This is a genomic window from Nostoc sp. (assembly GCF_036917675.1).
Classification (GTDB): Bacteria; Cyanobacteriota; Cyanobacteriia; order Cyanobacteriales; family Nostocaceae; genus Nostoc.
Window position 1 is genome coordinate 56,333 of record NZ_JBALCT010000044.1, and the last position, 25,111, is coordinate 81,443.

19 protein-coding genes and 1 pseudogene are annotated in these 25,111 nt (G+C 43.1%); 9 read left to right on the plus strand and 11 right to left on the minus strand.

Annotated elements, in window-relative coordinates; genetic code table 11:
- Positions 1–15 precede the first annotated feature (15 nt).
- The 6 genes and pseudogenes from V7K31_RS14335 to V7K31_RS14360 all read right to left on the minus strand — a co-directional run.
- A complete protein-coding gene (locus V7K31_RS14335) occupies positions 16–2,238 on the minus strand; it encodes an FdhF/YdeP family oxidoreductase (protein WP_335094988.1) in 2,223 nt (740 codons plus the stop codon).
- A gap of 33 nt (positions 2,239–2,271) precedes the next feature.
- Entirely contained in the window at positions 2,272–2,580 is a 309-nt protein-coding gene (locus V7K31_RS14340) for a hypothetical protein (RefSeq protein WP_335094989.1), read from the minus strand.
- A gap of 424 nt (positions 2,581–3,004) precedes the next feature.
- Positions 3,005–3,181: a hypothetical protein gene (locus tag V7K31_RS14345; protein WP_335094990.1), complete on the minus strand. Its 177-nt coding sequence runs from the start codon at positions 3,179–3,181 to the stop codon at positions 3,005–3,007.
- Positions 3,182–3,258: 77 nt separating this feature from the next.
- Positions 3,259–3,564 (minus strand): hypothetical protein, encoded by a 306-nt coding sequence (locus V7K31_RS14350; RefSeq protein ID WP_335094991.1) that lies wholly within the window; start codon positions 3,562–3,564, stop codon positions 3,259–3,261.
- Between the two features lie 286 nt (positions 3,565–3,850).
- Complete coding sequence (locus V7K31_RS14355) at positions 3,851–4,027, minus strand: hypothetical protein (protein WP_335094992.1); 177 nt, start codon at positions 4,025–4,027, stop codon at positions 3,851–3,853.
- A 273-nt stretch (positions 4,028–4,300) separates the two neighbouring features.
- A pseudogene (locus V7K31_RS14360) lies at positions 4,301–4,510 on the minus strand (hypothetical protein); the annotation flags it as partial.
- A 218-nt stretch (positions 4,511–4,728) separates the two neighbouring features.
- On the opposite strand from V7K31_RS14360, the gene V7K31_RS14365 reads away from it, so the two are divergent.
- The 3 genes from V7K31_RS14365 to V7K31_RS14375 all read left to right on the plus strand — a co-directional run bounded on the left by V7K31_RS14365 (position 4,729) and on the right by V7K31_RS14375 (position 7,587).
- Positions 4,729–4,968 (plus strand): hypothetical protein, encoded by a 240-nt coding sequence (locus tag V7K31_RS14365; protein WP_335094994.1) that lies wholly within the window; start codon positions 4,729–4,731, stop codon positions 4,966–4,968.
- 40 nt (positions 4,969–5,008) lie between these two features.
- Complete coding sequence (locus tag V7K31_RS14370) at positions 5,009–6,388, plus strand: aminopeptidase P family protein (protein WP_335094995.1); 1,380 nt, start codon at positions 5,009–5,011, stop codon at positions 6,386–6,388.
- A 305-nt stretch (positions 6,389–6,693) separates the two neighbouring features.
- Positions 6,694–7,587 carry an alpha/beta fold hydrolase gene (locus V7K31_RS14375; protein ID WP_335094996.1) on the plus strand — a complete coding sequence of 298 codons (894 nt, stop codon included), beginning with the start codon at positions 6,694–6,696 and terminating at the stop codon, positions 7,585–7,587.
- A gap of 113 nt (positions 7,588–7,700) precedes the next feature.
- On the opposite strand, the gene ebsA is transcribed toward V7K31_RS14375, so the two are convergent.
- Positions 7,701–8,075 carry a type IV pilus biogenesis protein EbsA gene (ebsA, locus tag V7K31_RS14380; RefSeq protein WP_334830063.1) on the minus strand — a complete coding sequence of 125 codons (375 nt, stop codon included), beginning with the start codon at positions 8,073–8,075 and terminating at the stop codon, positions 7,701–7,703.
- Positions 8,076–8,380: 305 nt separating this feature from the next.
- Positions 8,381–8,689, minus strand: coding sequence for a hypothetical protein (locus V7K31_RS14385; RefSeq protein WP_335094997.1), 309 nt, complete (start codon positions 8,687–8,689; stop codon positions 8,381–8,383).
- Between the two features lie 31 nt (positions 8,690–8,720).
- Between V7K31_RS14385 and V7K31_RS14390 the strand changes: the two genes are divergently transcribed.
- Both V7K31_RS14390 and V7K31_RS14395 read left to right on the plus strand, forming a co-directional pair.
- Positions 8,721–10,127, plus strand: coding sequence for a glycosyltransferase (locus tag V7K31_RS14390; protein ID WP_335094998.1), 1,407 nt, complete (start codon positions 8,721–8,723; stop codon positions 10,125–10,127).
- A gap of 81 nt (positions 10,128–10,208) precedes the next feature.
- Positions 10,209–10,400: a hypothetical protein gene (locus V7K31_RS14395; protein WP_335094999.1), complete on the plus strand. Its 192-nt coding sequence runs from the start codon at positions 10,209–10,211 to the stop codon at positions 10,398–10,400.
- Here V7K31_RS14395 and dnaX read toward each other — a convergent pair.
- Positions 10,357–13,737 (minus strand): DNA polymerase III subunit gamma/tau, encoded by a 3,381-nt coding sequence (dnaX, locus tag V7K31_RS14400; protein WP_335095000.1) that lies wholly within the window; start codon positions 13,735–13,737, stop codon positions 10,357–10,359. The two genes, V7K31_RS14395 and dnaX, sit on opposite strands and share 44 nt — an antisense overlap.
- 933 nt (positions 13,738–14,670) lie before the next feature.
- Between dnaX and V7K31_RS14405 the strand changes: the two genes are divergently transcribed.
- The 3 genes from V7K31_RS14405 to V7K31_RS14415 all read left to right on the plus strand — a co-directional run bounded on the left by V7K31_RS14405 (position 14,671) and on the right by V7K31_RS14415 (position 22,991).
- The gene (locus V7K31_RS14405; protein WP_335095001.1) at positions 14,671–17,748 is read left to right on the plus strand and encodes a DUF4347 domain-containing protein; all 3,078 of its coding nucleotides are present in this window, start codon (positions 14,671–14,673) and stop codon (positions 17,746–17,748) included.
- Between the two features lie 449 nt (positions 17,749–18,197).
- Entirely contained in the window at positions 18,198–18,884 is a 687-nt protein-coding gene (locus V7K31_RS14410) for a hypothetical protein (protein ID WP_442941289.1), read from the plus strand.
- Between the two features lie 231 nt (positions 18,885–19,115).
- On the plus strand, positions 19,116–22,991 hold the full coding sequence (locus V7K31_RS14415) for a CHAT domain-containing protein (protein ID WP_335095003.1): 3,876 nt from the start codon (positions 19,116–19,118) through the stop codon (positions 22,989–22,991).
- Between the two features lie 543 nt (positions 22,992–23,534).
- Here the strand turns inward: V7K31_RS14415 and recR are convergent.
- Positions 23,535–24,092: a recombination mediator RecR gene (gene recR, locus V7K31_RS14420; protein WP_335095004.1), complete on the minus strand. Its 558-nt coding sequence runs from the start codon at positions 24,090–24,092 to the stop codon at positions 23,535–23,537.
- 218 nt (positions 24,093–24,310) lie between these two features.
- Between recR and V7K31_RS14425 the strand changes: the two genes are divergently transcribed.
- Entirely contained in the window at positions 24,311–24,520 is a 210-nt protein-coding gene (locus V7K31_RS14425) for a hypothetical protein (protein ID WP_335095005.1), read from the plus strand.
- A 127-nt stretch (positions 24,521–24,647) separates the two neighbouring features.
- Here V7K31_RS14425 and V7K31_RS14430 read toward each other — a convergent pair whose 3' ends face one another.
- Positions 24,648–24,998: a histidine triad nucleotide-binding protein gene (locus V7K31_RS14430; protein WP_335095006.1), complete on the minus strand. Its 351-nt coding sequence runs from the start codon at positions 24,996–24,998 to the stop codon at positions 24,648–24,650.
- Positions 24,999–25,111: the final 113 nt, after the last annotated feature.

The following is a 25,111-nucleotide window of genomic DNA, read 5'->3' on the forward strand; positions in this document are numbered from 1 at the left end:
AAAATGAGACTTGATTCAGATTTTTTCCAACCGCACGATCGCATTATAATCAGGTACACCTTCAAGCGATCGCTTACTTTTATCTAGTAGCACATTCCCTTCTGGCCAATGTACTTGCAAGTTTCCTGACTGAATTGGCGCAATGTAGACTTGACAGAACAACTCGCCTAACTCATTCTTAAGAATGACGCGATCGCAATCTTTTAAACCCAATAGTGCCGCATCAGCAGCATTTATTAGCACCGCCTCTCGCACCGCCCCTGTAATTGCATCCTTGCGCTCCTGCACCATACTATTAAATTGTTTGCCTCGGCGCGTTGCTAATAAGAAATAACCTTCTGGTAATTCTCTTTGGCGTGGCAACAATACGCCAAAGTGTGCCTTACCATCCACTGTTGGGAAATTCCAACCAAAGCACAAATGTGACCCACCATACTGAAATTGATCGCCAGCTTGCTGTAAGTGTTGAATACCAGCATATTGCGGGACGACTTGAGCAATTTCTTGACGGATAGCAGCTGTGTCAGCAAAAGCCAGCTTATCTGCTAAATCTGGTTTTACCCGCCTTGCCAATTCTAAAAATACTTCCCACTCTGGACGTGTTTCCCCAATGCGTGTCCCGGGAATTTCTGGACTGAAAATTACCCGGCGTTCAGTATTAGTTTGTGTGACTCCCCCTGGTATTTCGTAGCGAGTCGTCGCAGGTAAAAGCACCACAGTATCAGCAGGTTCCACCAACATTTGGCTAGAGAGAACAATATCCATGTGTACCCGCAACGGTATTTTTTTCAGCGCGGCTTCCACATAATCTGGTTCTGGTAGCACTTCTAAAAAATTCCCGCCCACGGAAAACAACACATCTAATTGCCCCTGATGTGCGGCGTTAATCATTTCTGGAGCAATTAAACCTTTACTTGCTGGTACTTCAAAGCCCCAATGCTGACTCAATTGGGCAGCATTTTCTGAAGTAATCGGTTTACCACCAGGAAACACTGTCGCGTAACATCCCATTTCTGCGCCACCCTGCACCCCAGAATGACCGCGAATTGGCATTAAACCGCAGCCTTCCCGACCGACAAAACCTTTGGTGAGAGCTAAGTTAATGATACTTCGCACATTATCTTCACCGCATTCATGTTGAGTAATGCCCATACTCCAAACAAATACAGCTTTATTCGCTTCTTTGACCATTTTGGCAAAGCCGTACATTGACTCGCGGGATGTACCAGAAAGCCGCTCTAATTCTTCCCAAGATTGACTTTCTAACGATGTCTTGAGTTCGGCAAAGCCATCTGTGTGTAAATTTATAAATGACTGGTCTACCCAATTGTGAGCAATTATATGTTTAATTGTGCCATTCAAAAATGCTATATCCCCGCCCATGTTGATTAAAAAGAAGTCTTCGGCAAACTTTGTACCAAAAACGGCACTTTCCACAATTGAGGGCACCCAGTAGCGCTCCATTCCTGGCTCACGGTAAGTATTAATAACTACAATCTTAGTGCCAGCTTTCTTGGCGTAATGGAGATACTTAACGGTAACAGGCTGATTATTGGCAACATTGGAGCCAATGAAGACTAATAAATCAGTTCCAATCCAGTCTTTATAAGAACAGGTAGTAGCCCCTGCACCAATAGCAGCTTTCAGTCCCGCCGTGCTGGGAGAATGGCAGATACGGGCAGCGTTATCAATATTATTGCTTCCCATTGCCCGCACAGCTTTTTGGGTAGCATAATAAGTCTCGTTGACAGTACCGCGACTGGTAACATAGAAACTGAGGCGGTCTGGTGTAGTAGTGCGGATGCGATCGCTAATTATCCCTAAAGCTTCATCCCAGCTAACACGACGAAAGCCCTTTTCCCCGCGTTGACGAATCATCGGGTAAGGAAGCCGTCCCAAGTCTCGTAGTTGGACACTTTTTTGCTTTTGGAACTGCGAAACATCTTCTAATGGCATAGGGTCAAAAGCTGGCATAGTATTCATCCGCAACAGCCGCAACCGGACATTGCAGAGATGGATGCCATCTAAAGTCCAATCTTTCATCCCGGTTGTTCCGAGAGCGCAACCATCGCAAACACCTTTATCGAGAATATTCCACGCATAGGGTAGTTTGTCACGAGACAGCCAGATTGCCCGAAAGACCTCCCAGTAGTTGTTGGGGTACTGTTCGCCAATCCCGAAGGGCTTCCAACTTGCCCAGTGCTGAGGTGTCCAGTGCTTTTTGGGTTTAGGTAACATGATGCAGTGTGTGAGTTGCTGGATTATTTAAGGCTACCGTTTTAAGTAGCATTTAAGTAGCATTACCGTTAATTTGACCAAAATCAACATCACAAAGAAAAATTCAAACACAAATGCGGGGATTTCCCGATGATTAAGTCCCTGTAGCACTTGAATCTCTCGCTCATGTGCTGTGAAAGCTGACCAATTAGAACCAAGTTGAGCAAAACAGAACTGTTTCACTACCACCTGTTGACTTGTATTGAGGTTTGATACCAACCATGTAATCCTTCCTCCTTCTCGATTCCGCCCTAATTCGTTAATGACTTGATAGCCTTGTGGGGAAAAATCTGGATAGCTCATAGTCTGCTATAGCAGTCCTAAATCATTTGTGAAAATTTTTGTAGATTCCTCTCTCTGCGCTCTCTGCGCCTCTGCGGTTCGTTAAAACAGTAATTTTCACAACTCAGATAGGATTGCTATAGAAGCTAGTTAATATTAATTAATGCACTATATTAAATTTTTTAGAAGATGTCAGAAAATTGCCAACATAATTGTGATTTTTTTTGGCTAACAAAGACCAAATTGAAATAATTTATCAAATTCATCAATGGAAAATAAATCTTGTAGAGAGTGCATGGGGCTGGGAATGAGAAAGAGTGAAGGCGCTATTTATTCCCATCAAGCATGGCATCGCGTGTCAGCTTCTCTTGTGGGCACAGGAGTCCAAATAAAAATCCCTGCCACTGTGGACAGGGATAGTAGTTTTTAGCTAGGGCTTGTCCCGTTAGTACAGTTTTGCGTAAAAGCGTAGCGTTTTTAATGCGGGGAAACGCATTAACATTGCATTGGGATGCATTAGCATTGCAAGGGGACGCATTAACAAGGCATCCTCTTGCATTGGCATTGCAGAAAGACGCATTAACATTGTATTGGGATGCATTGGCATTGTAGAGGGACGCATTAACAATGCATCCCTATGCATTGGCATTGCAACGTATTGCCAAATTTAATTCGCTACGAATTAATCAAATGCTATAGTTAGCTAACAAAATCTTTGTGGGCAGCGACAAGCATCTGAGCCTGCCTTAAAACGTTTCCGAATAAATAAATAGGAATCTGCCAAGCTGCAACGGTAACTTGTTTGACTAGATCCTGTACACTAATTGCGATTAGTTCATGCTCTGGCGGTTCTCCCTCAATTGTACCAGACCAAGTAAAAGCTAATAAGAAATCATCGTGTCCAGGTAAGGATGCAATCAAGCATTCTTCTGGTGTTGGCTGGCAAATAATTCCATAATCATTTGCAAGTTCTACTAGTCTTTGAAAGTTGTTTACGTTGCTCATCTGTCCTTTGGATGTAATTTAATCTAGTTTTAGAAGAAATCATATTTTTATCTCCAGAACTCAAGCTAGTTGCTCTATACCATAAATTACGAATTATTAATTATTCGGTCAGAGTTAGGAGTTATTGGAGATGGATCAGGCTTTAGTCCCAAATCTTACCGCGATCGCTTGGTTATATCAGCAACAATTGCTACTTTTTTAAAAAAAGCTGAACTACCTACTTTTTCAGTTGACTCTATTTACATACACCTCCCTTCGTTATCATTTGAATATTGATGCCCTAATCTCACCCAGGCTGACGCAGTGCATTGAGAATTGCTATCGTTTTTGGGGGAACATCTGTAAACCGAAGCAGAAAAAGATGCTCGTCAACATTAGATTGTTGGATCACCTTGGCATAGATATCTTCTTCTTCTGTAACCAGTTTTGCGTCAATCAATAACTTGAGTTTGAGATTACTCAAGAGTTCTAAAGAATGTGGCGATCGCAGTTATGCCCCTTTTTAAAAGAGGTTAACCAATGAACCATGAAATACTGTTAACACGGCATTTTTTCCCTGCAAAATAGTGTATTTTACAGGTACTTATTGATTGAGAATGATTATTTTTTTATTATCTTTAGTTAAGAATAAATTATATTGACCGCCAATGCCACGAATTTCACAAATTTTCACACGGTGTTTCATTCCCTGATGTTCTATTTGTAATTATCCAGCAATTTGCAGGTTAATATTAGCATTCAAAATCTTTACTACTTCTTCAGAGGGCAATTGTTCAGAAATAGCTGAGAATCCTTTTAAATCAGACACGAGAACCGTAACTTTTCTCCGTTCTCTCCCCAACTTTAACCCAGAAGGAGTTTCCAGGATATTGGCGACGATTTCATCAGTTAGATAGCGAATGAGGGTTTTTCGCATCTCGGTAGCGCTTTGAGCAATATACTGAGTGCGATGGCAGAACCTACCCTAGTCAAGTGGAGAGGGGCAGACTTGAACTAAGTAGGTAGGCGTAATTAAATATAAGATCAAACCTCACCCTCAATCCCTCTCCAAAGTATCGGAGAGGGAAGCCGGAGGCAGGGAGAGGTTCATCGAACTCACGTTACCTTAGAAATTAGTCATACAATCTTTAAAAACTAGGGTGAATGTTAAAGGAAAACGGAAACATGAGGATAAAAATCTTCAGAAGCATCTTTGCTGCTCTCAACTTAGCGCTAATTTCTGGAGGATTAGTTAGTTGTGTTGTTGAAGTACCGCGGCCAGTTCCTGCAACTGAGCAACAAAAACCAGTCATACAACCTACCCAACAGCCTAATCAAGTAAAGCAGAACGAAAAAAATGGCGATGATAAACATAGCGATCGCAAGGATGATAAAAAAGATGACGATAAAGAAGATAACGACTAAATAAAGGCAAAACTATCACCTTTTCTTTGAGTTTCCATTTATGCTGATCCCACAAACTTCTACTTCCCTAATCGATACTTTACGCCTCCGACGGCAACAACTAGCCAACCTGATTAATTTTCCCGCAATTCTCTGGTCAGGTAGCAACAGTTCGCGCAACTTTCCAGCAAATGCTTTTCCGTTTCGTGCTAGCAGTCATTTTCTCTACTTCGCCGGACTGCCATTATCAAAGGCGGCAATTCGTCTAGAAGCGGGTAAGCTAGAATTATTCATCGACGATCCCTCACCCAGCAGCGCCCTTTGGCATGGAGAAATGCCAACGCGCGAGGAAATAGCCCAGCAGATTGGGGCGGATGTGGCTCGACCAATGGCAGAATTAGAGTCTTGGATAGAAGATGCCGCGACAATTGCTGTACAAGATGCGGCTACTTGGACGCAGCAATCGCAGCTATTAAATAGATGGGTTTTACCACAAAGTCCTCCCCAAGGAATTGATTTGGAGTTAGCTAAGGCGATCGTTACCCTACGCCTCACCCACGATCAAGCTGCATTAACCGAGTTGCGAAAAGCTGCTGCTGTCACCGTTAAAGCACACAAAGCTGGTATGGCAGCAACACCTCAAGCCAAGCTGGAAGCAGAAGTTCGTGCAGCGATGGAAGGGGTAATTATTGCCCACAATATGACCACCTCATACAACAGTATTGTCACCGTTCACGGTGAAGTTCTGCATAACGAACAATATCACCAGCCTTTACAACCAGGTGATTTACTGCTTGCCGATGTTGGCGCTGAAACCCAGACGGGTTGGGCAGGTGATGTCACTCGCACATGGCCAGTTTCCGGTAAATTTTCATCAACCCAGAGAGATATTTATAATGTCGTATTAGCAGCCCATGATGCTTGCATTGCCAAAATACATCCTGGTGTAGAGTATGGGGATATTCATTTGCTGGCTGTTACGGTCATAGCTGAAGGTTTAGTGGAGTTAGGCATTTTACAAGGAAATCCCCAAGATTTAGTAGAGATGGATACTCACGCGCTGTTTTTCCCTCATGGTATCGGTCATCTATTGGGTTTAGATGTTCATGATCTGGAAGATTTGGGCGATTTAGCAGGCTATGAAGAGGGACGTGAAAGGAGCGATCGCTTTGGTTTAAGCTACCTGCGTTTAAATCGTCCTTTGCGTCCAGGAATGTTAGTCACAATTGAGCCTGGTTTTTATCAAGTACCAGCAATTTTAAATGATGTCAATCTCCGCTCAAAATATCATCATGTCGTAAATTGGCAGCGTTTATCTGAATTTGCCGATGTGCGCGGAATCCGCATCGAAGATGATGTTTTAGTTACAACAGACGGTAGCGAGGTTTTAACAGCCGCATTACCGACTAGTGCCAGTGCTGTAGAAGATTTAGCTGATTAGATTAGATGTAGAAACCTTGCAATGCAGCGTTTCTACAAGGGTTTTCAGGAAGAGGCAAGGGAGCAGGGATCTCAAAGCTTGGGGGATAGAAAAGAATTGGGATTCGACCCATTCCTGTTCGAGAGCCACTTATAACAAGTGGGGGACTCAGACCCATGTTCCCCCCTTCATTCCACAGCTCTTGGTTGGGGTCATTTCCCCCAAGCTTTGAGCCGCCTTCCCCCTGCCTCTTCGTTGAGCGTCGAAGTAGTCGAAACTCGTCTCGGATTGTTATATATTGAAGAAATACTTTATAAATCTTAATAATGACAGTAACTACACGGCAGTTTGCAACCCAAGACGCTTTTGAAAAATTCTTTTGGAATTGGCAGGGCTATAAAATTCAGTATACTGTCATGGGTACAGGACGACCTCTGATTCTGGTTCACGGCTTTGGTGCTTCCATTGGACACTGGCGCAAAAATATCCCAGTTTTAGCTAATGCTGGCTACCAGGTATTTGCCATAGACCTTTTAGGTTTTGGTGGTTCTGATAAAGCGCCCATTGATTACAGTGTGGAAGTTTGGGTAGAACTGCTGAAAGATTTTTGCATAGCACATATACACGAACCTGCTGTATTTATTGGCAACTCCATCGGCGCACTTTTGAGTTTGATAGTACTGGTGGAACATCCAGAAATTGCTGCTGGTGGGATTTTAATTAACTCTGCGGGTGGGTTGAGTCATCGTCCCCACGAATTGAACCCGCCGCTACGGATTGTCATAGCAGCTTTTAACAGGTTTGTGCGATCGCCAATTACAGGTAAATTTGTCTATAACCGCATCCGCCAAAAAGCCCAAATTCGCCGTACCCTCTACCAAGTTTACCGCGATCGTGAAGCCGTCACTGATGAATTAGTCGATTTACTTTATACTCCCTCTTGCGATCCAGGAGCGCAACAAGTTTTTGCCTCCATTCTCACAGCCCCTCCTGGCCCAAGTCCAGAGGAACTATTGCCCAAAGTAGAACGCCCCCTTTTAATAATTTGGGGTGCTGACGATCCCTGGACACCAATTACCGGGGCAAAGATTTACGAAAACGCGCGTGAGAATGGCAAAGAAATCAAAATTGTTCCCATTCCTAATGCTGGTCATTGTCCCCACGATGAGGTTCCAGATGTTGTTAATGCCCAGATTGTCGATTGGCTAGCGCAAAGATAATAATTTCGTCCCTAAAGGCAAAAAAGCTTTGTAGCAAGAACTCCAGGTTTTATACCACCAGAATAAACAGTTTTAAAGACAAGCCGAACTGGTAAAAGTCCGGCTGAATTTAATCAATCGTCTATACGCAGTAGCTTGCGGTAAAACGGTTGTGAAAAATCGGTCACGCGATGACGTTTATAGTTGTCCATAAGTTCAATTAAAAAATTAATAAACTCAAAACTAGCCATCATCAATTCGTAACTCAGATCAGCATTGCCATCAAACTGGATTCGGCAACGGGTTAAGTCTGACGGTAAAGTAGCAACATTCCAGGAGGCGACGAAGGGGATATGTTCACTGGCTTCTATCTTCCGATGTCCCTCCAAGACCCCTTTTTGATAAAGACTGATGGCATAGGGTAAGAAATTGCGCCTAGCGCCCTGAACGTAAGGTAAGTAAACACTGGCTTGTTGTTGAGTGGCGGGCTGGAGTTGCTCAATAGACATTGTTAAATATTCCTCAAGTTGGTTGAAAACTGGGGATATTAGTGGTTGTTAGTAGTATTCCCAAAAGATGTATCTAAAACACATAGGGGGAGTGGGGAGTGGGGGAGCAAGAATTTTAGATTTTAGATTTTGGATTTTAGATTGAAATTTAATCCAAAATCCAAAATTGAATTGCCCTGTTTGGCCAATAAATGAAGTTACTGCTAAGAAATATTAAAATTTCGGTTACAATGATGCTGCATTAACTTTTATCGAAGCTGGGAACGATAACACTAAAAATCCAGACTGTAAAGTGGTGGATGCCGTTATTGCAGTTTCTCCCAACAACAAGCTGCTGCTACCTTGCTATTACTTTGCCCAAACCGGAGTTCTGATTGGAAAAAGTCCGACTCTACAAGCTTCCTGCCCAAGTGGCTATCAAAGGAATCAAGCCTCTGTCTAAGAGTAGCAAACGTGGTTAATGTGAGGTAATTACGCAGAGTGGCGGTGACAACAAAGGTAGTCCCAGCGGCTTTTGGCTTAGGGATAGCGGGTATTGCAGTTTGCCCATTCCGATTAATATCGGGAAAAGTAGCTTCGGGATATTTGTCCGTAAAATTACTAACTGTAGACAAATACTGGTTTTTGAATCAAGCAACCTAACCTATGCCAGCGAATTCCTGGCCCGAAGAAGATTCTTATCAAGAGCTTGATCCGCTCAACTCCTTATTGTCTGACCTATCAGTAAATGAGGAGCCAGTGTCAGAGACAGATCCTGTGTCTCTAACACCCCGGTTTCAAGGTCGTAGACGCAAAGCAGCTCTAGTCTTGACTATCGTCTGGAGTGGCACGATCGCTCTACATTTAGTTTCTTGGGCTTCTATATTTATTCTAGGACTGACCACCATTCTAGGATTTCATGCCTTGGTGGTAGTGTTTACTAAACCCCGTCGTTATCCAAAAGAAATACAGGGAGATTTGCCTTTTGTATCTTTGCTAGTGGCTGCGAAAAATGAAGAAGCGGTAATTGCTAAATTAGTCAAAAATCTTTGTAATCTGGAATATCCAGGTGGGCAATACGAAGTATGGATAATTGACGATCACAGCAGTGATAGCACCCCACATTTATTAGCAGAACTAGAACAGAAACACGAGCAACTGAAACTACTAAGGCGTTCAGCAGAAGCTAGTGGGGGCAAGTCGGGGGCGTTGAATCAGGTATTGCCACTGACAAAGGGCGATATTATAGCAGTATTTGATGCTGATGCCCAAGTGACACCAGACTTGTTACTACAGGTAATACCTTTGTTTCAAAGAGAAAAGGTGGGGGCGGTGCAGGTGCGAAAAGCGATCGCCAACGCTAAAGAAAACTTTTGGACTAAGGGTCAAATGGCGGAAATGGCGCTTGATACCTGGTTTCAGCAACAGCGAACGGCCCTTGGGGGCATTGGTGAACTGCGGGGCAATGGTCAATTTGTCAGGCGTTCAGCCTTGGAAAGCTGCGGTGGCTGGAATGAGGAAACCATTACCGATGATTTAGATTTGACAATCCGTTTACATTTGGAGAAATGGGATATTGAGTGTGTTTTCCATCCAGCCGTGCAAGAAGAAGGAGTGACGAGCGCAGTTTCACTCTGGCATCAGCGCAACCGTTGGGCAGAAGGCGGTTATCAACGCTATCTGGATTACTGGGATTTAATTCTCAAAAACCGGATGGGATGGCGCAAAAGCTGGGATTTGCTGATTTTTATGCTGATTATGTATATTTTGCCCACAGCAACAGTACCAGATTTATTAATGGCGATCGCTCGTCATCGTCCACCAATCTTAAGTCCGATCACAGGCTTGTCCATTTCTATGTCAATGGTAGGGATGTTTACAGGTCTGAAACGGGTACGTCAAGATCAAAAATTCCCACTTTCTACATATTTTCTCATGCTGGTGCAAACCCTGCGCGGCAGTTTATATATGTTGCACTGGTTAGTCGTCATGAGCAGTACTACTGCCCGGATGTCGGTAAGACCAAAGCGGCTGAAATGGGTGAAAACTTTGCATACTGGGGATGGGGAATAGGGCATGGGGCATGGGAAATAGGGAAATAGGGAAATAGGGAAATAGGGAAATAGGGAAATAGGGAAATAGGGAAATAGGGAAATGATGGATGGAGTAAAGGAGTACAAGGGCAGAGAAGAACTTTATCAAGGTCTTTCCCCAATGCCCAATGCCCAATGCCCAATGCCCAATACCCAATACCCAATGCCCAATGCCCAATGCCCAATACCCAATACCCAATGCCCAATTTTTATTCATCATCAACTTCTGATTCTTCTACCCACTCAGGTGTAGTTACCGAATCTGAAAATTCTGTTGAATCCTCTGCAAAACGGATAATTTGTCCGTTGAAGAATTCTGCTAGACGCTGAGCTGCGATCGCTACTTCGTCAGGTTCCCAATCAGGTGGGGGTGTTCGCTTTGCAGTTGGAGGCAAAGCTTGCACCCCATTTCCATTTACCCCATTTCCATTTACGCCATTGCCATTTACGCCATTGCCATTTACTCCATTGCCATTTACACCATTTCCGTTCTTTGCTACCGATTCGGTTTTTAGTGGTGCTGGTGGTGGAGTGGTTGGCTGTGGTACTGGCGCTGGAGACTGAATTTGCTGGTTATAACTGGGAGTTGGTGGCTGCTGAACGCGACTAGAGTCTTTTGGGGGAGGATTTTTTTTGGCTGAGGTAGAGTTTGAAGAAGTTCCTTTTTCTATATTTATCTGGATTTCACGCTGGAAAGTCTGCTGGAAAGCTGCCGTAATCATCGGTAGATAAGATTTTCCCTTGTCATACCATGCCTGTTTGATCGCAATTCGAGCCACAACACCGTTGAACTCTATGAGTTGGCTCATTTGGCGCAGCATTTCTTGCCTTGATTTTGGCTGGAGGTTAGCAAGCACCTGTTGCCAAACCTGAGTTAAGTCATATTCTGCTTCCCCAACAACTTCTGAAGTTACTGGTTCAATGTTTGCAGGTGGTACCGGTACAGATAGAGGTTCTGGGGTTGGTGGCGAAACTGAGTTAGCAGCAGAATTGTGATTTGTTTGCCGTTGAGCTGGGGGAGATGAAGTGACGGGCTGATTTTGGGCAACCGCTAGATGATTGGGAGATACAGAATTATGATTTGTTTGCGGATTATGTAGAGGCACAGAAGAGACTGTGTGATTTTGGGCAACTGCTGGAGAATAATTTGGAGATACAGCAGGTGTGTTAACTCGCGGCGCGACACTTGGCGCTTGTGGTTGAATATTTGTCGCACTGGGTAATAATCCTAGTAATGTTACCTCTAACCACAAACGCGGCTGGGTAGTATTTTTAATTTGCACTTCTGATGTTCGCAGGTGTTGCTGTCCTGCTAAAATCGCGCTCATATCCAAGTATTGGGCAAACTCAACCAGCGCTGTCCAGGTTTGCTGAGTACAAGCAACCAAGTCGTGGCGGTTGGGTGCAGTTTTGGCTATGAGTAAATCGCGGTAGAAGGCGGCGAGATTTTGCAGAAGAGTTAGCGGTTCTCGACCACGATCTAGGATGTTGTGAGTACAATCTAGAACTGCTTCTGGTTTATCTTGAGCGATCGCATTTAAAAGCCCCAGCAAGTCCTGTTCGCTCACTGTCCCCACCAAATCCCAAACTCGCTCTGGTGTCACTTCACCCGCTAATAAACCCAATTGGTCGAGTAGACTTTCGGCATCTCGCAATCCTCCCTGAGCAAGTTGGGCTACCAGGGTTACAGCATTGGGTGAAATATGAATATTTTCTATAGAGGCGATCGCACTTAAATGCTTGACCATCGCCTCTAACTGAATGCGTCTAAAATCAAACCTTTGACAGCGCGAAATAATTGTTGGTAACACCCGTTGTGGGTCTGTTGTCGCCAACACAAAAACCACATGCCTCGGTGGTTCTTCTAGGGTCTTAAGTAGTGCATTGAATGCCTGAGTACTAAGCATGTGGCAATTATGTACCAAAAGTCCATTTGCCACAAAATTATGATTATCTGCTACTTCAATATCGTAAACTCGCTCAACCCCAGCGAGGTGGACAGATTCGACTGTCTCCAAACTTGTAATCCATCGAGGGGATGGAATATTGTTTAAGGTCTGCCAGCCATTTTCTACTGGTGCTTGCCCCCAACCGTATATAGTGGTATGTCTTGTCGGTACTACTTCTGGTATAAAATTTTGTTGTTGCTGAGTATCCCATTGCTGTAAGCCAAGTAGCAATGAGTTGGTTTTCTGCGGCAGAGAATCCTTCGGTATGTAGTTGAATTTGTGGACTTCCTTCTGGACTGAGGGCAAGTGAACCATCATCGCAAAACCACCAAGCAATTCCTTCTGGGGTAATTCGATTAAGCCAGTCCATAGAGACGAGTTTTTTATCCCTACTCGGTTTAACGATGTCAAAAACATCTTTGAGTTGGGGATGGCAACCTGTGTTACAGGTAACTGATATGTTTCCGTATCCTTTGTTAGATATAATTCGCAGTTTTGGAGGCAATTCTTGAAGGCGATAGGCTTTATATTCCAACCATTCTTGCTGCTTTTCTGAGTGTGTCCAACACAATCTAGGGAATCTGCTGTATTTATTGGGATAACTGATAGAGCAATCTCCAAGCAAGGTTCCGTAGATAAGCCCAAGTGCATTTGGTTGTATAACTGCCGCATCTGCAAGGAACTTTTCTGTTCTAAGTTCCCAAATTCCGTGTCCTTTTTTATATGGATGTTTTTCCCAGCGAGACTGGATACTGATGATTCCTCGCCCCTTTTTTTGTAAAAAGGTTGGAATATCAAGCTTTTCTCCACACCCGCAAGCACAGAAAGGTCGGAGTAATTCGGCTTGTTTAAGGATAGATTCCAGGTCGTATGATTTTTGCCCTGATGTATTTCCTTTAAACTGGTGTCCGCTAGCAAATCTCCGGGTGCGTCCATCGATACCAAATTTGTAAATGAGGATGCCGCATCCGCATTCACAGGGGATAGTATCTTCACTCCTTCTTTTACGTCCAATGCTTGTAGCCATCCCCGATCTGTCCTAATTAAGTGATTACCCGTACATCTAATTTCTCGATTAGTTGTCTTGATAATCAGGGTTTGCCGTTCTCCTTGGTCTAACCATCTGACAACTTTCTTGAATTCCCACTGAAGAGATGAGTCGTTGTAACTCAGTACTTTCTTGCCTTTAATTTTGGGATCGTCAATTCTGTGAAGTCCCTCATCAGTCAAGACCAGAGAATCTCCAGTTAGGCATTCGTCGATTACATAAACCTTGTAACGACACTGCACAGGAGCAAACTGGGCTTTTTCAATCAACTCGCGGATATTATCGACACCAGTGTTACTAGCGGCATCTATTTCAATTACATCTAAAGCATAACCCTTGGTGATTCCCTGACAAACATCACACACGCCGCAGGGTTCAGCAGTGGGCTTATCACCTTTGAGACAATTGAGAGATTTAGCCAAAATCCGGGCGCTAGAAGTTTTCCCGGTACCTCTAGGCCCAGTGAATAAATAGGCGGGGGCGATTTTGGATGTGCCGATCGCGTTCGTCAGGGTGGTAGCGATCGCCTCTTGGCCCACCAGTTCAGCAAAACTCTTAGGGCGATATTTGTGGTGCAGGGGTTCGTAAGACATGAAAATATAGACTTCAATGCCTTTCAAAGTTAATTAGTAGCACCGAGTCGAGTTTAGGATTCAACTATTTTAATCTCTTGTACCTGCTTTGTTTGTGGATGTTGCCATAGCGCTTACACTCAACTAATGCGGTAATTTTTGGCACTCAGGAAAGCAAGCAACTACAGCTTATCCTCTACGATGATTTCAACATCAAAGTATCGGAATTATAGCATATCATTTAGTATATTTGTACTATAAAGGAGGAGTTGGAAAGATTGAAGAAACAGACAAGCCCCCAAGTCCCCTTGTTTCTTTCTTCAATAAGGGGCTAGAGCATCCCCCTTCCTTACTAGGGAAGCTACGGCGTACACACAAGTCATCGAATTACCCAAAACAAAAACCTCACCCTGTCCTAACTTTAATCCCTCTCCTTAACAAGGAGAGGGACAGGTTTTGCGTAGCAGAACCAGGGTGAGGTTTTCTTGAGCTATTCGATAAATTGTGTGTACACCGTAAGCGATGGAAGAGCAAGCCAAACTCCCCTCGGTCTTCGCCATTTTTTAAGTGTTTATACTGTAGTTAAAAATAACAAATATCGTTATATTTACAAAAAAAATGCCTTTTAAAACTACTCCTAATAACTTGTGAATTGGAGGCTGAGGCTACATAAACTAACGTTTTGAGGTTTCTTTAGTTAAAGATTTTCATTGTTGCATAACAGTAGCAATTATATAGTCTTTGTTCTTGTTCTACAAAGAATCAGGACGCTATTTACGTTTGCTTTTAAATACCACAGGACTTACGCACTGAAAATCCGAAACCTAGATCCCCCCTTCAAAAGGGGGGAACCCTGAAAGCCCCCTTCAAAAGTGGGTTGGGGGATCTCTTGTGCGTAAGTCCCATACCAAAAAGTCAGCAACATTTAATCAGTAAACCAAAAATTTCCCTAAGATGAATTACAACATGAATTACAAAGCGACTCAACTGCTTTTTATTGATGCGACTGTTAATGACATTGAGACTTTATTGCAGGGGGCTTTACCTGGTATTGAAGTGCATGTCCTTTCTGGTGAGGAAGATGCTGTAGCCCAAATTACCCAAATTCTGCAACACCGTCCAGAAGTTAATACAGTTCACATTGTTTCTCACGGTTCACCAGGTTGTCTGTATTTGGGTAACAGTCAACTTAGTCTTGATACCTTGAATATTTACACATCTCAGTTACAAAGTTGGTCAAGATATGGACTGACTTTGATACTCTACGGTTGTAATGTTGCAGCCGGAGATGCGGGGGAAGAATTTGTTAATAAATTGCACCAGTTAACAGGGGCAAATATTGCTGCTGCTGTCACTTTAACTGGGAATGCTAATTTGGGCGGCAATTGGATTTTGGAGTTTAGCAAGGGGGATATTAGCCCAACATTAGCTTTCAAATCGGATATTGTGGAAACTTTCAACCACGTCCTTGGACAAGTATTTTCCGAAACATTTGCCAATAACAATGCTGGGTGGACTTTAGGATCAGAATGGCAAATTGGCTCTGCGACTGCTTCTAGTGGACAAGATTTTGTTGACACTTACCCAGTTAACCCTGACCCAGCTTTTGACAACACCGCCACCAGCGATAATGGTGTTGCTGGTGTCGTCATAGGTGGGAAGGCATCGACAGCAGCGTTACATGGCTACTATTACATTACCAGCCCTGTAATTAACACTAACGGTACAGGCAAGTTGAACTTCGATTACTACCGTTGGTTGAATAGCGATTACACCCCTTACATGCAGAACACTGTTGAGGTGTTCAACGGTAGTAGTTGGGTTACTGTATGGACGTCAAGTGGGCCTCCTCCAATTGCAGATAATGCTTGGACAAAACAAAGTTTTGATATCACAGCTTACAAGAGTAGTGCCACCCAAGTGCGTTTCGGCTTTAAGATCGGTGACAGTTACGTTTCTACAGTAAGTTCTTGGAATCTTGATGATGTTAAAATTTATTATACCAATATACTCAACGCTCCGGACACCATCAGTTTTACCGATACAGCCAATGATGACACCTTTACTGCTCAAACTGGTACTTTAGCAGTTAGTGACCCAGACGGACAAACTCTCACTTACGGTATTACTGGTGGTACAATTAATGGCACAACTGTCACCAAAACCGGCACTTACGGTACACTCAGTCTCAACAGCAGCACCGGAGCATATACCTTTACACCCGTTGATAGTGCAATTGAAGCACTGACGAACAACGATACAGAAGGATTTCCCGTCACAGTTAGCGATGGTACTGCTAATGATAGCAAAACTCTAGCCATTAACCTCACAGGTACTAACGATACACCTACTCTCAATACTCCCACTGCCATCAGTTACACTGATACAGCCAATGATGACACCTTTACTGCTCAAACTGCTACTTTAGCAGCTACTGACCCAGATAGCGGACAAACCCTTACCTACAGTATTACTGGTGGTACAGTCAATGGCACAACTGTAACCAAAACCGGCACTTACGGTACACTCAGTCTCAACAGCAGCACCGGAGCATATACCTTTACACCCGTTGATAGTGCAATTGAAGCACTGACAAGCAACGCTACAGAAGGATTTCCCGTTACAGTTAGTGATGGTACTGCTACCGATAACAAAACCCTAGATATTAACCTCACTGGTGTAAATGATACACCCACCTTAGAAAATGCGATCGCTGATCAAATAGCGAAACAAGATACAGCTTTCAGCTTTACTTTTGATGCTAATACCTTCAGTGATGTGGATGCCGGAGACAATCTTAGTTACTCAGCAACTCTACAAGATGGCAGTAATATACCTAGCTGGCTGAAATTCAATACGACTACGCGCACATTTAGCGGTACACCAACTAACGCCGATATTGTCAATCTGACAATTAAGGTACAAGCTGAAGATAATAATGGTGTAAGTGCCACTGACACATTTGCATTAGCTGTCGAACCCAATAACGATAAACCTACCTTCAAGCTTTCAAAAATTGCGGATGATATCTTTAAAATCTCTAATAGCAGTAGCAAATCAAAACTTCAAGTTACTCTCACCGGACAAAGCTCTAATCTTGTAAATGAACTAGGAGTGTTTACCGTTGACGATGCTCAAGGTAACATTAATGGTATTGCTCCAGGCGCAGCAGGTTATGCCCAAGCAGCTTTAGACCGAGCTAAGGTAATTTTCTCTGCTATTGCCAATCTTCCCAATGGGTTTAATACCGACAATTTGACACATCTGTTGGAATTTAACTCCGATGATAACTTGAGATTTTATTTGGTGAAAAATAGCACAACTGATGCTGTACGCACTGGAGTTACTCCACTTACAGACATACTATTTTCTAATCCTTTAACGCAAAAGATTACAGATTTGGGGAATGAGGACTTTTCCCTTGCTTGGAAAGATGGCTCTGGTAATAACGCTGCTGACTTCAATAATCTGGTGGTAAAAATTCAGTCGACAAATGATTTATTACCTCTGGGTACAAATCTGCAAGGAAACTCCCAAGGAGAAGTAATTGATTTGCGCGGTGTCACAAGTCAGGTAAAAGCTGATTTTGTGGTCAACAGAGAAGCAGCTTTCAAGAATTTCATCGGCTTCTATCAAGTAGCTGATGAGAATGGTGGCATTGACACCAACGGAGATGGAAAAGCAGATATTCTCACTGGACAGCCTGGTTATACTGAAGCTGCAATTCGTGGGCGTGTTGCAGGCATTGACTTGACAGTTAAGAACCAAGGTACTGCAACTTACACAGGAACTTTCCAGCCAGGTTCTATTTTTGCACCATTTATTATTGCTAATGGTATACCTGATGCTTTACTTGATAGCAATCCCAATAACAATCCAGCAGTTTACTTCCCATTCTTGGGAGCTAATGCTGATAAAGTAGATCACATTCGCTTGTTAGGGAATAACGTTTTTGGCTTTGAGGATTTACCAAGTGGTGGTGACAAAGATTTCAACGATATGATCGTGCGAGTTAATATGACTATCGCCTAGCCTAAATTATTAAACATCGCCTATACTCAGTCGAGCCAATGTTGAGCAATGTGGTTAAGCGTCATTGGTTGGGAGCATCCGCTTTTGGAAGAAATACCTGGCGATTGGAAATCGCTCGCGGCTACCAGCAGCCATTCTTGCATGATCGAAAAAAGCCTCGCCACCGTCCGCATAGCTAAGACAAAGCTAGCTAACAGTCGCCAATATTTCATAATGTTTTCTTAATAAATCTCAACACTTTCACCATTAACTATTAAACCTCACAGAAGAGGACAAAGGAGCAGGGAAGCACAGAGAAAGTTCCAGTAAGTCTTTCCCAATGCCCCATGCCCCATGCCCTAGATGGAAAAAAGAGATTTCCTGTCTATAGGTTTTATTGACTGAACTAACGCCATAGTCCAGTGCGATCGCTACAATTTTAGGATAAGCAATATTCGATGGTGCAGCAGATGCTCAAGCGGCTATTTCAATGGCTCGAAAAGCTTTTTCAGAGCTTGTTTGGTGGAAAACAGACTGCCTCCAAATCTAGGGAGAATGTGCAAAAAGAACCAGCACCACCCCTAAGCGATACGGATCTGGAATTTCTCTTCACCGAACTGTTGCAAGGAGTACATCAAGCACGAGGGGAAGTATGGGCACAAAAGTGGCTGCATAATATTGAACATCGAATCTCAACTGAACGCTGGGTTGAGTGGTTAGGGCGCTTTGGGGACAGATTGCTAGCATCACCTACACCCAATAATGAAATAGCCGCGCGGTTAGTGCAGCTGGGTGAGTTGAACATCCCAGAAATTGGAGATGTTGCCTATAGTATCGGAATGCAGTTGTTGACACGCAATCAAGGCGAACCAATTTGGGAATATGAAGGGCCAGATGCTGTCAGCACAACTTTGTCCTCTGAGCCAACTGCTCCAATATTAGAGTTGGCAGATGCACCAGAGAACCTCCCAGAGGGAGAATCCCAAACTGTCACCCTAGAAGAGTTGTTTGTGATGTTGCAGGAGGATCAAAACTTACGCCAGCAGATTGCTCAACAGCTTGCCGTTGAGACAGACGATCCACAAGTGCTTGTCCAGGCATTGATTAGTCAATTATATCCGGCTGGTCAATCGACTACAGAGCAAACAGAAAATTAACGACTCGTTAAATTTTGGATTGAGCGAAAATCTGAAATTGGCACGGTCAAAATTCCAGAGTTTAATCTGGTAATTGTAACGTTGTAATGCTATTCTCTTGAAGTTTTGTATATTTTTTGCTAATCTCCTACGGAAGCGCCGTCTGAATCTAATGGATTTTTACGTGATTCATGATTTTTTTAACACAACGATGGCTACAATCTAGAAAAAGAAAATCCAAGAGTGTGGCAGATGCTCAGGCGGATATCGCAGTCGCTTAAAAGGTTTTTAAAGCGCCTCATTGCAAGTAAGCAGACTCGTCGTTCTCTCAAGGGTGGGAGAGGACGCAATCTGGTGGGGGTACTACCAGAACTAACCAATGCGGATCTAGAACAATTGTTTATCCAATTGCTAGAAGGCGTGCATCAAGCACGAGGACGACAGTGGGCATTGAGGTATCTGCAACGGATCGAAAATCGCATTCCGGCTGAACGCTGGATAGATTGGTTGGTGATGTTTGGCGAAAGCTTGCTAGCTTCACCCACACCGAATCCTCTGTTAGCAACCCAGATGGTGCAGTTGGGAGAACTTGGTGTTGGCAGAATTGGAGATGTTGCATACAACATTGGCATCAGGCTGATGCAAAACTCACCCATACAAAACTCGCCCACACCAATAGAGTATGAGGACAATCAGGCGCAAGATGGGGTAGAAATCACTCCTGGGCAAGAACTGATCGGCGACTTAGGCGAACAATTATGGGAATATAATCAGCCAGATGTAATAGAAACTACTCCTGGGCAAGAACTGATCCGCAATTTAGGCGAACAGTTATGGGAGTATAATGAGCCAGATGTCGTAGAAACTACAACCGATGAAGAAATTCTCCCAACTTCCCCTGGGCAAGAGCTAATCCGTAGCTTAGGTGAACAGTTATGGGAATATGATGTGCAAGATGTTGAATTAATAACGTCAGCACCCCAAAATGTCTCTTCTGAGGAAGGATTTAGCGAGAACTTAGAGGAACCGGTATTGGAATATGAACGAAAAGACACCCAAACCATAATCAGAGAAAATCTCCCTCTCCCCCCCGCAGAAGATTCAATCACCTCATTAGCCCAACTGAGGTTCGGCGATGAAGAGGAAGTTACTCCAACTAAAACACCAACAAATTTCCTTTCCACTAGACAAAAAACTGAATTAACAACGTCTTCCTCAGAGGAAATCTGGGATAACACTTTGACGGATTTAGATCCAAATGTGGCTTATACCTTAGATGAGTTGTGGGTAAGGTTAGATCAAAGTACCAATTTAGTCCAGCAACTTGCTGCTAATTTGGCAGTTCAAAGCAGTAATTCCCCTGGTATTATTGAGCGACAGAGCGATAATCCTGTTACCCAGGCTCAAGTGTGGTTTTACCAAGGTCTTCAGCAAGCTAAAACGGGTGATTTGTTAGGCGCGATCGCCTCTTATGACCAAGCGATTGAACTTCAACCCGAATTCCCAGAATATTGGTTTAACCGAGGCTTGACGCTGTTTCATTTAGAACGTTTTGATGAAGCGATCGCATCTTACCAAACAGCCACAGAACTGAAACCCGACTTCTACAAAGCTTGGTACAACAGAGGTCGAACTCTGGGAGAATTAGGATATTTTGAAGAAGCGATCGCTTCTTTTGACAAAGCCATAGAAATTAAACCAGATTACCAAGAAGCTTGGTCTAGCCGGGGTTTGGCGCTGCTAAAGTTAGGTTGGCTACCGGAAGCTATTTCTAGTTATGATCAAGCGCTGCATCTGGAACCAGAAGACCAGGAAAACTGGTATTACCGAGGCATAGCCCTGGCTGTCGGCGAACAATTTGCCGAAGCGATTATATCTTACGACAAAGCCCTAGAAATTCACCCAGAGTATCATGAAGTCTGGATAGACCGGGGTGTAGTGCTGTTTAATTTAAAAAGGTGGTCAGAAGCGATCGCCTCCTGGGATAAAGCCCTTTCAGTTCAAGCCGACTTCTACTTAGCTTGGTACAACCGGGGTATAGCATTAGATAACTTAGGACGCCGCATTGAAGCGATCGCCTCCTATCGGCAAACGATCGCCATTAAACCCGACTTCCACTTAGCTTGGTATAATCAGGCGGTAGCACTGTTTTATTTAGAAGAATTTGCCGAAGCGATCGCCTGTTATGACAGCGCTTTGCAAATTAAACAAGACTATTGGGAAGCTTGGATTGGTCGGGGAAGTGCGATCGGTAATTTAGTAAACTCTGACGCATTGCTGAATTTGTCGAGTAGTATAATAGCGACAAATCCCGCCTTACAACAGGGCGGCTACGAAGGAAAATTAGCCAGCTACGAGGAAGGGTTGAAATACCTTCGTACAGATACCCACCCAGAAGGTTGGGGTAGATTGCATGTTGCGATCGGTAATACTTACTACGACCAAGGCAAAAAACATCCCAATACCCGCGATTATTGGCGCAAAGCCGCATCTGAGTATCATCAAGCGTTGTTAACCCTTACACTAGAACATTTTCCCCAGTTGCATCTAGAGGTTTTGCAATCTCTAAGCAAAGTGTTAATGGGTTTGGAACAAACAACACAAGTTCAAGAATTGCTGCAACGCGGTACAGATTTATTGCAACAATTACTGAGTGAAGAAACTCGCTCAGACGAAAGTAAAAAACAGCTAGCTCTGAAATTTACCGGATTTGAGCAATTAGCAGTTGATTTAGCCGTAGAGTCCGGTGATTTAGTTGAAGCTTGGCAAATTGCCGAACAAGGCAAAAATGCTTGTTTAAACTGGCTGCTTTCTGGCTGGAATGATCATATTTACTCACCTCATTATGGCGTAATTCAACAACTATTCAATCCCACAACAGCAATTATTTACTGGCATATTAGTCCAGTTGCCTTACATACTTTCATTCTCAAAGACCAAGCGCCATCACCAATCCTCCTCTTTACACCCATGCAAGATTCTGGGGCAATACCTTTAGGAGAAGACGCTATCCGTTTAAATGAATTGCCCTTACCCGAAGCAGTGCAACGCCTAATTGAATTTGAAACTTGGCTAGAAGATTGGCATCAACAATACCAAGAATATCGCAGCATAGCCCAAGACAAAGAAAGTAAAAGCCAGCATTCTTGGCGAGTTGATATGGAACAAAAGCTGTTGCAACTGTATGAAATCCTAAATATTTCCACAATTGCACAGGAACTCGAAGGCATCACCCAACTGGTTTTAATTCCTCACCGTGACTTGTTCAGATTACCCATTCATACACTTTTCCATCTCTCTTCACCATCGCCGGAAGAGTTGCCGAATGTGGAATCAAATTTCAGCGTCACCTATCTGCCTAGTGCCCAAATAGGTTTATCAATAAAAACTGAAGAAATTTGGCAGTGGCAAAATCAGTTATTACTCAGTGTTGAACATCCTGAGAGTGCAGCTTATCCCACACTAAAATTTGCCAAACTTGAGTCTGAAGTTATTAGCCAGATGTTCAATAATACTCAACGAATTCAGGGGTCAGAAGCTACTAAAAGTATTGTCGAAAACGCCTTATTTGATAATTACAACATCTTTCATTTTACGGGTCGTGTTACTAATAACTTGTCTGAACCTAAAAAGTCAGAATTAGCATTAGCAGGTGAAGACAAACTTACTCTAGATGAAATCTACCAACAAAATCTAGCAAGTTACAACCTTATTACCCTCTCTGCCTGTGAAAATTTAAGTACTAGCAACCACACTATCAGCAGCGAATATGTGAGTTTAGTAACTGGTTTTGTGAGTCAGGGTGTTCCTCATGTAGTGAGTACTCTTTGGAGTGTAGAATCTTCGGCTAGTGCCTTGGTAATGATCGAGTTTTACCGACGGTTACAGCCCAATAAATCAGCAGTTACTGCCTTAGCGGAAGTAACACGATGGCTGAAAGAGCTTACTGCTGGAGAACTGACAAAATGGTATGAAGATGTCTTGAATAATCTGCATCCAGAGGAATTACGAATTCAAACTTATTTAGCGACACAACTATATAGAAATAGTAAAATGGCATCAGATAAAAATCTTTATAATCATCCTTACTACTGGGCAGCATTCACGATTACGGGTAAGCCAAATTAATCCTTTGAAACTTCTACCAATTCTCTCTAGAGACTTCCAAATAAAAAAATATCCCAAAATTGGCGCAAAAATCCTCTCTATTTCTCTCCTTTCTGTGTCGCGCCAGTTTTGTTAGGAACGTGGATTAAATAAAATGCAAAACTTCATTCTGTCTCATGATCCCTCTCCAATATATCGGAGAGGGATTGAGGGTGAGGTAAGCCAGGGACATAAATTGTATGTTATTTAATTCTTATTCCTTAGAAGTCCCTTAAACTGACACCGAAGTATTCTTAACTTATCTCTTCCTTCTCTAAGGAGACGCTGCGCGAACGCGGTTCGTTTAATAAAAATTACGTGCATCTTCATGGAGAATTGGTATTAGTCAAAATAATTCCTAATTGATAATGGCAAAAACACACCCATTGGTTGTGAATAATACACTATAGGAATTGTAATTTGTTTTTGAAAAAATCTAAGTAGTCTTGTAGGGTGTATTTCAAAAATCAAATACTATTCCTATATCAGAAAGCTTGAATCTAAAGTTTATACATTTAATTAAGCCTAATCTAACTCTCGGCGTCCTTCCAATGCCCTTGCCAGGGTCACTTCGTCGGCGTACTCCAAATCACCACCTACAGGCAAACCAAAGGCAATCCGCGTCACCTTGGTAAATGGTTTCAGTAGCTGACCGATATACAGTGTTGTTGTCTCCCCTTCTACACTCGGACTAATTGCGAGAATTACTTCTTGAGGTTTTTGCTGACTCACCCGCCGTTGCAAAGCCAGTATAGTCAACTGTTCTGGCCCAATTCCATCAATTGGAGAAATCACTCCACCCAAAACGTGATACTTGCCTTTATACTCACGGGTTTTTTCTAGCGCAATCACATCGCGGGGATCTGCTACAACACAAATAGTGTTGTTGTCACGGTTGGCATTGCGGCAAATTTCACAAACAGGTTCAGCAGATAAGTGAAAGCAAATAGAACACAAGCCTATCTGTTTTTTTGCCTCAATTAAAGCTTGTGCCAAAGCTTCTACTTCTGCTTCTGGACGCTTCAAAATATGCAGAGCCAGTCGTTGGGCAGATTTGGGCCCAACTCCCGGTAGGCGTTGCAATTGCTCAATTAACCGTGCTAAAGGGCGTGCGTAAACCGTGGTTTTGTCTCCAGAATGTTTTCACCATAACTATGATGACATTTTTATGTAATTTTTGATTGGTTCTTGAACCCAAATATCAACCAAACTTCCCACGCCTCAAGTTGTGGTTATGATTGCAGTATGGACGTAATATTTACTACTTATAATTGTTAGAGGAATTATGAGGAGATAATGGATTGGACATTTGTATCAATGGTGTAGAGGCAATAAATCTTAAAGAGATTGTCATTGCTTTAAATGATTTGCTAACAGCAATTTATGGTATTGAAACGCGTTTAAGTGACTTACTTATCAATATTGGTTTTGACAAAACTCAGCGCCCCTCTGCGCTTCCCTGTGCGTTTAAAAAAGCTACCAATTTCGGAAATGCTGTACTTAGGTCATAACCCAGGAGATATCTACAAAGGCGTGGATTTGAATTTGGGGCATCAAGTTAATTTTTTTATCGAATACTTCCCAAAATAAAAAGCGCCCTCCCGAAAGCAGGGCGCAGAGACAATTCATCGGGTTTTATCAACCAGGGGGCCAGTTTAACTGCCGTCCTCCCAAAATATGTACATGTAAGTGATGGACAGTTTGACCGCCGTCATCACCAGTATTGATGACAACTCGATAACCGTTTTTCAGTCCAGCTTCTTCAGCAAGACGTTTGGCAGTTAACAAAAGATGCCCCAACACAGCATGATCCTCAGATTCAGCATCAGCTAGTGTGGGAATGGTTTTTTTGGGAATGATGAGGATATGAACGGGCGCTTGGGGGTGGATGTCTTTGAATGCCAAGACCAAATTATCCTCATAAACAATATCAGCCGGAATTTCCCGACGAATGATTTTGCTGAAAATCGTTTCTGTAGTTTCACTCATGCTAATCTACCTACTCATCTGCTAGAGATTTTAAAAGTTTACTGTAGTGACTCGATCATCTACACAATAAAATATTCGTTTGTGTGATCAAGTTTTCCATAGATAAAATTCGT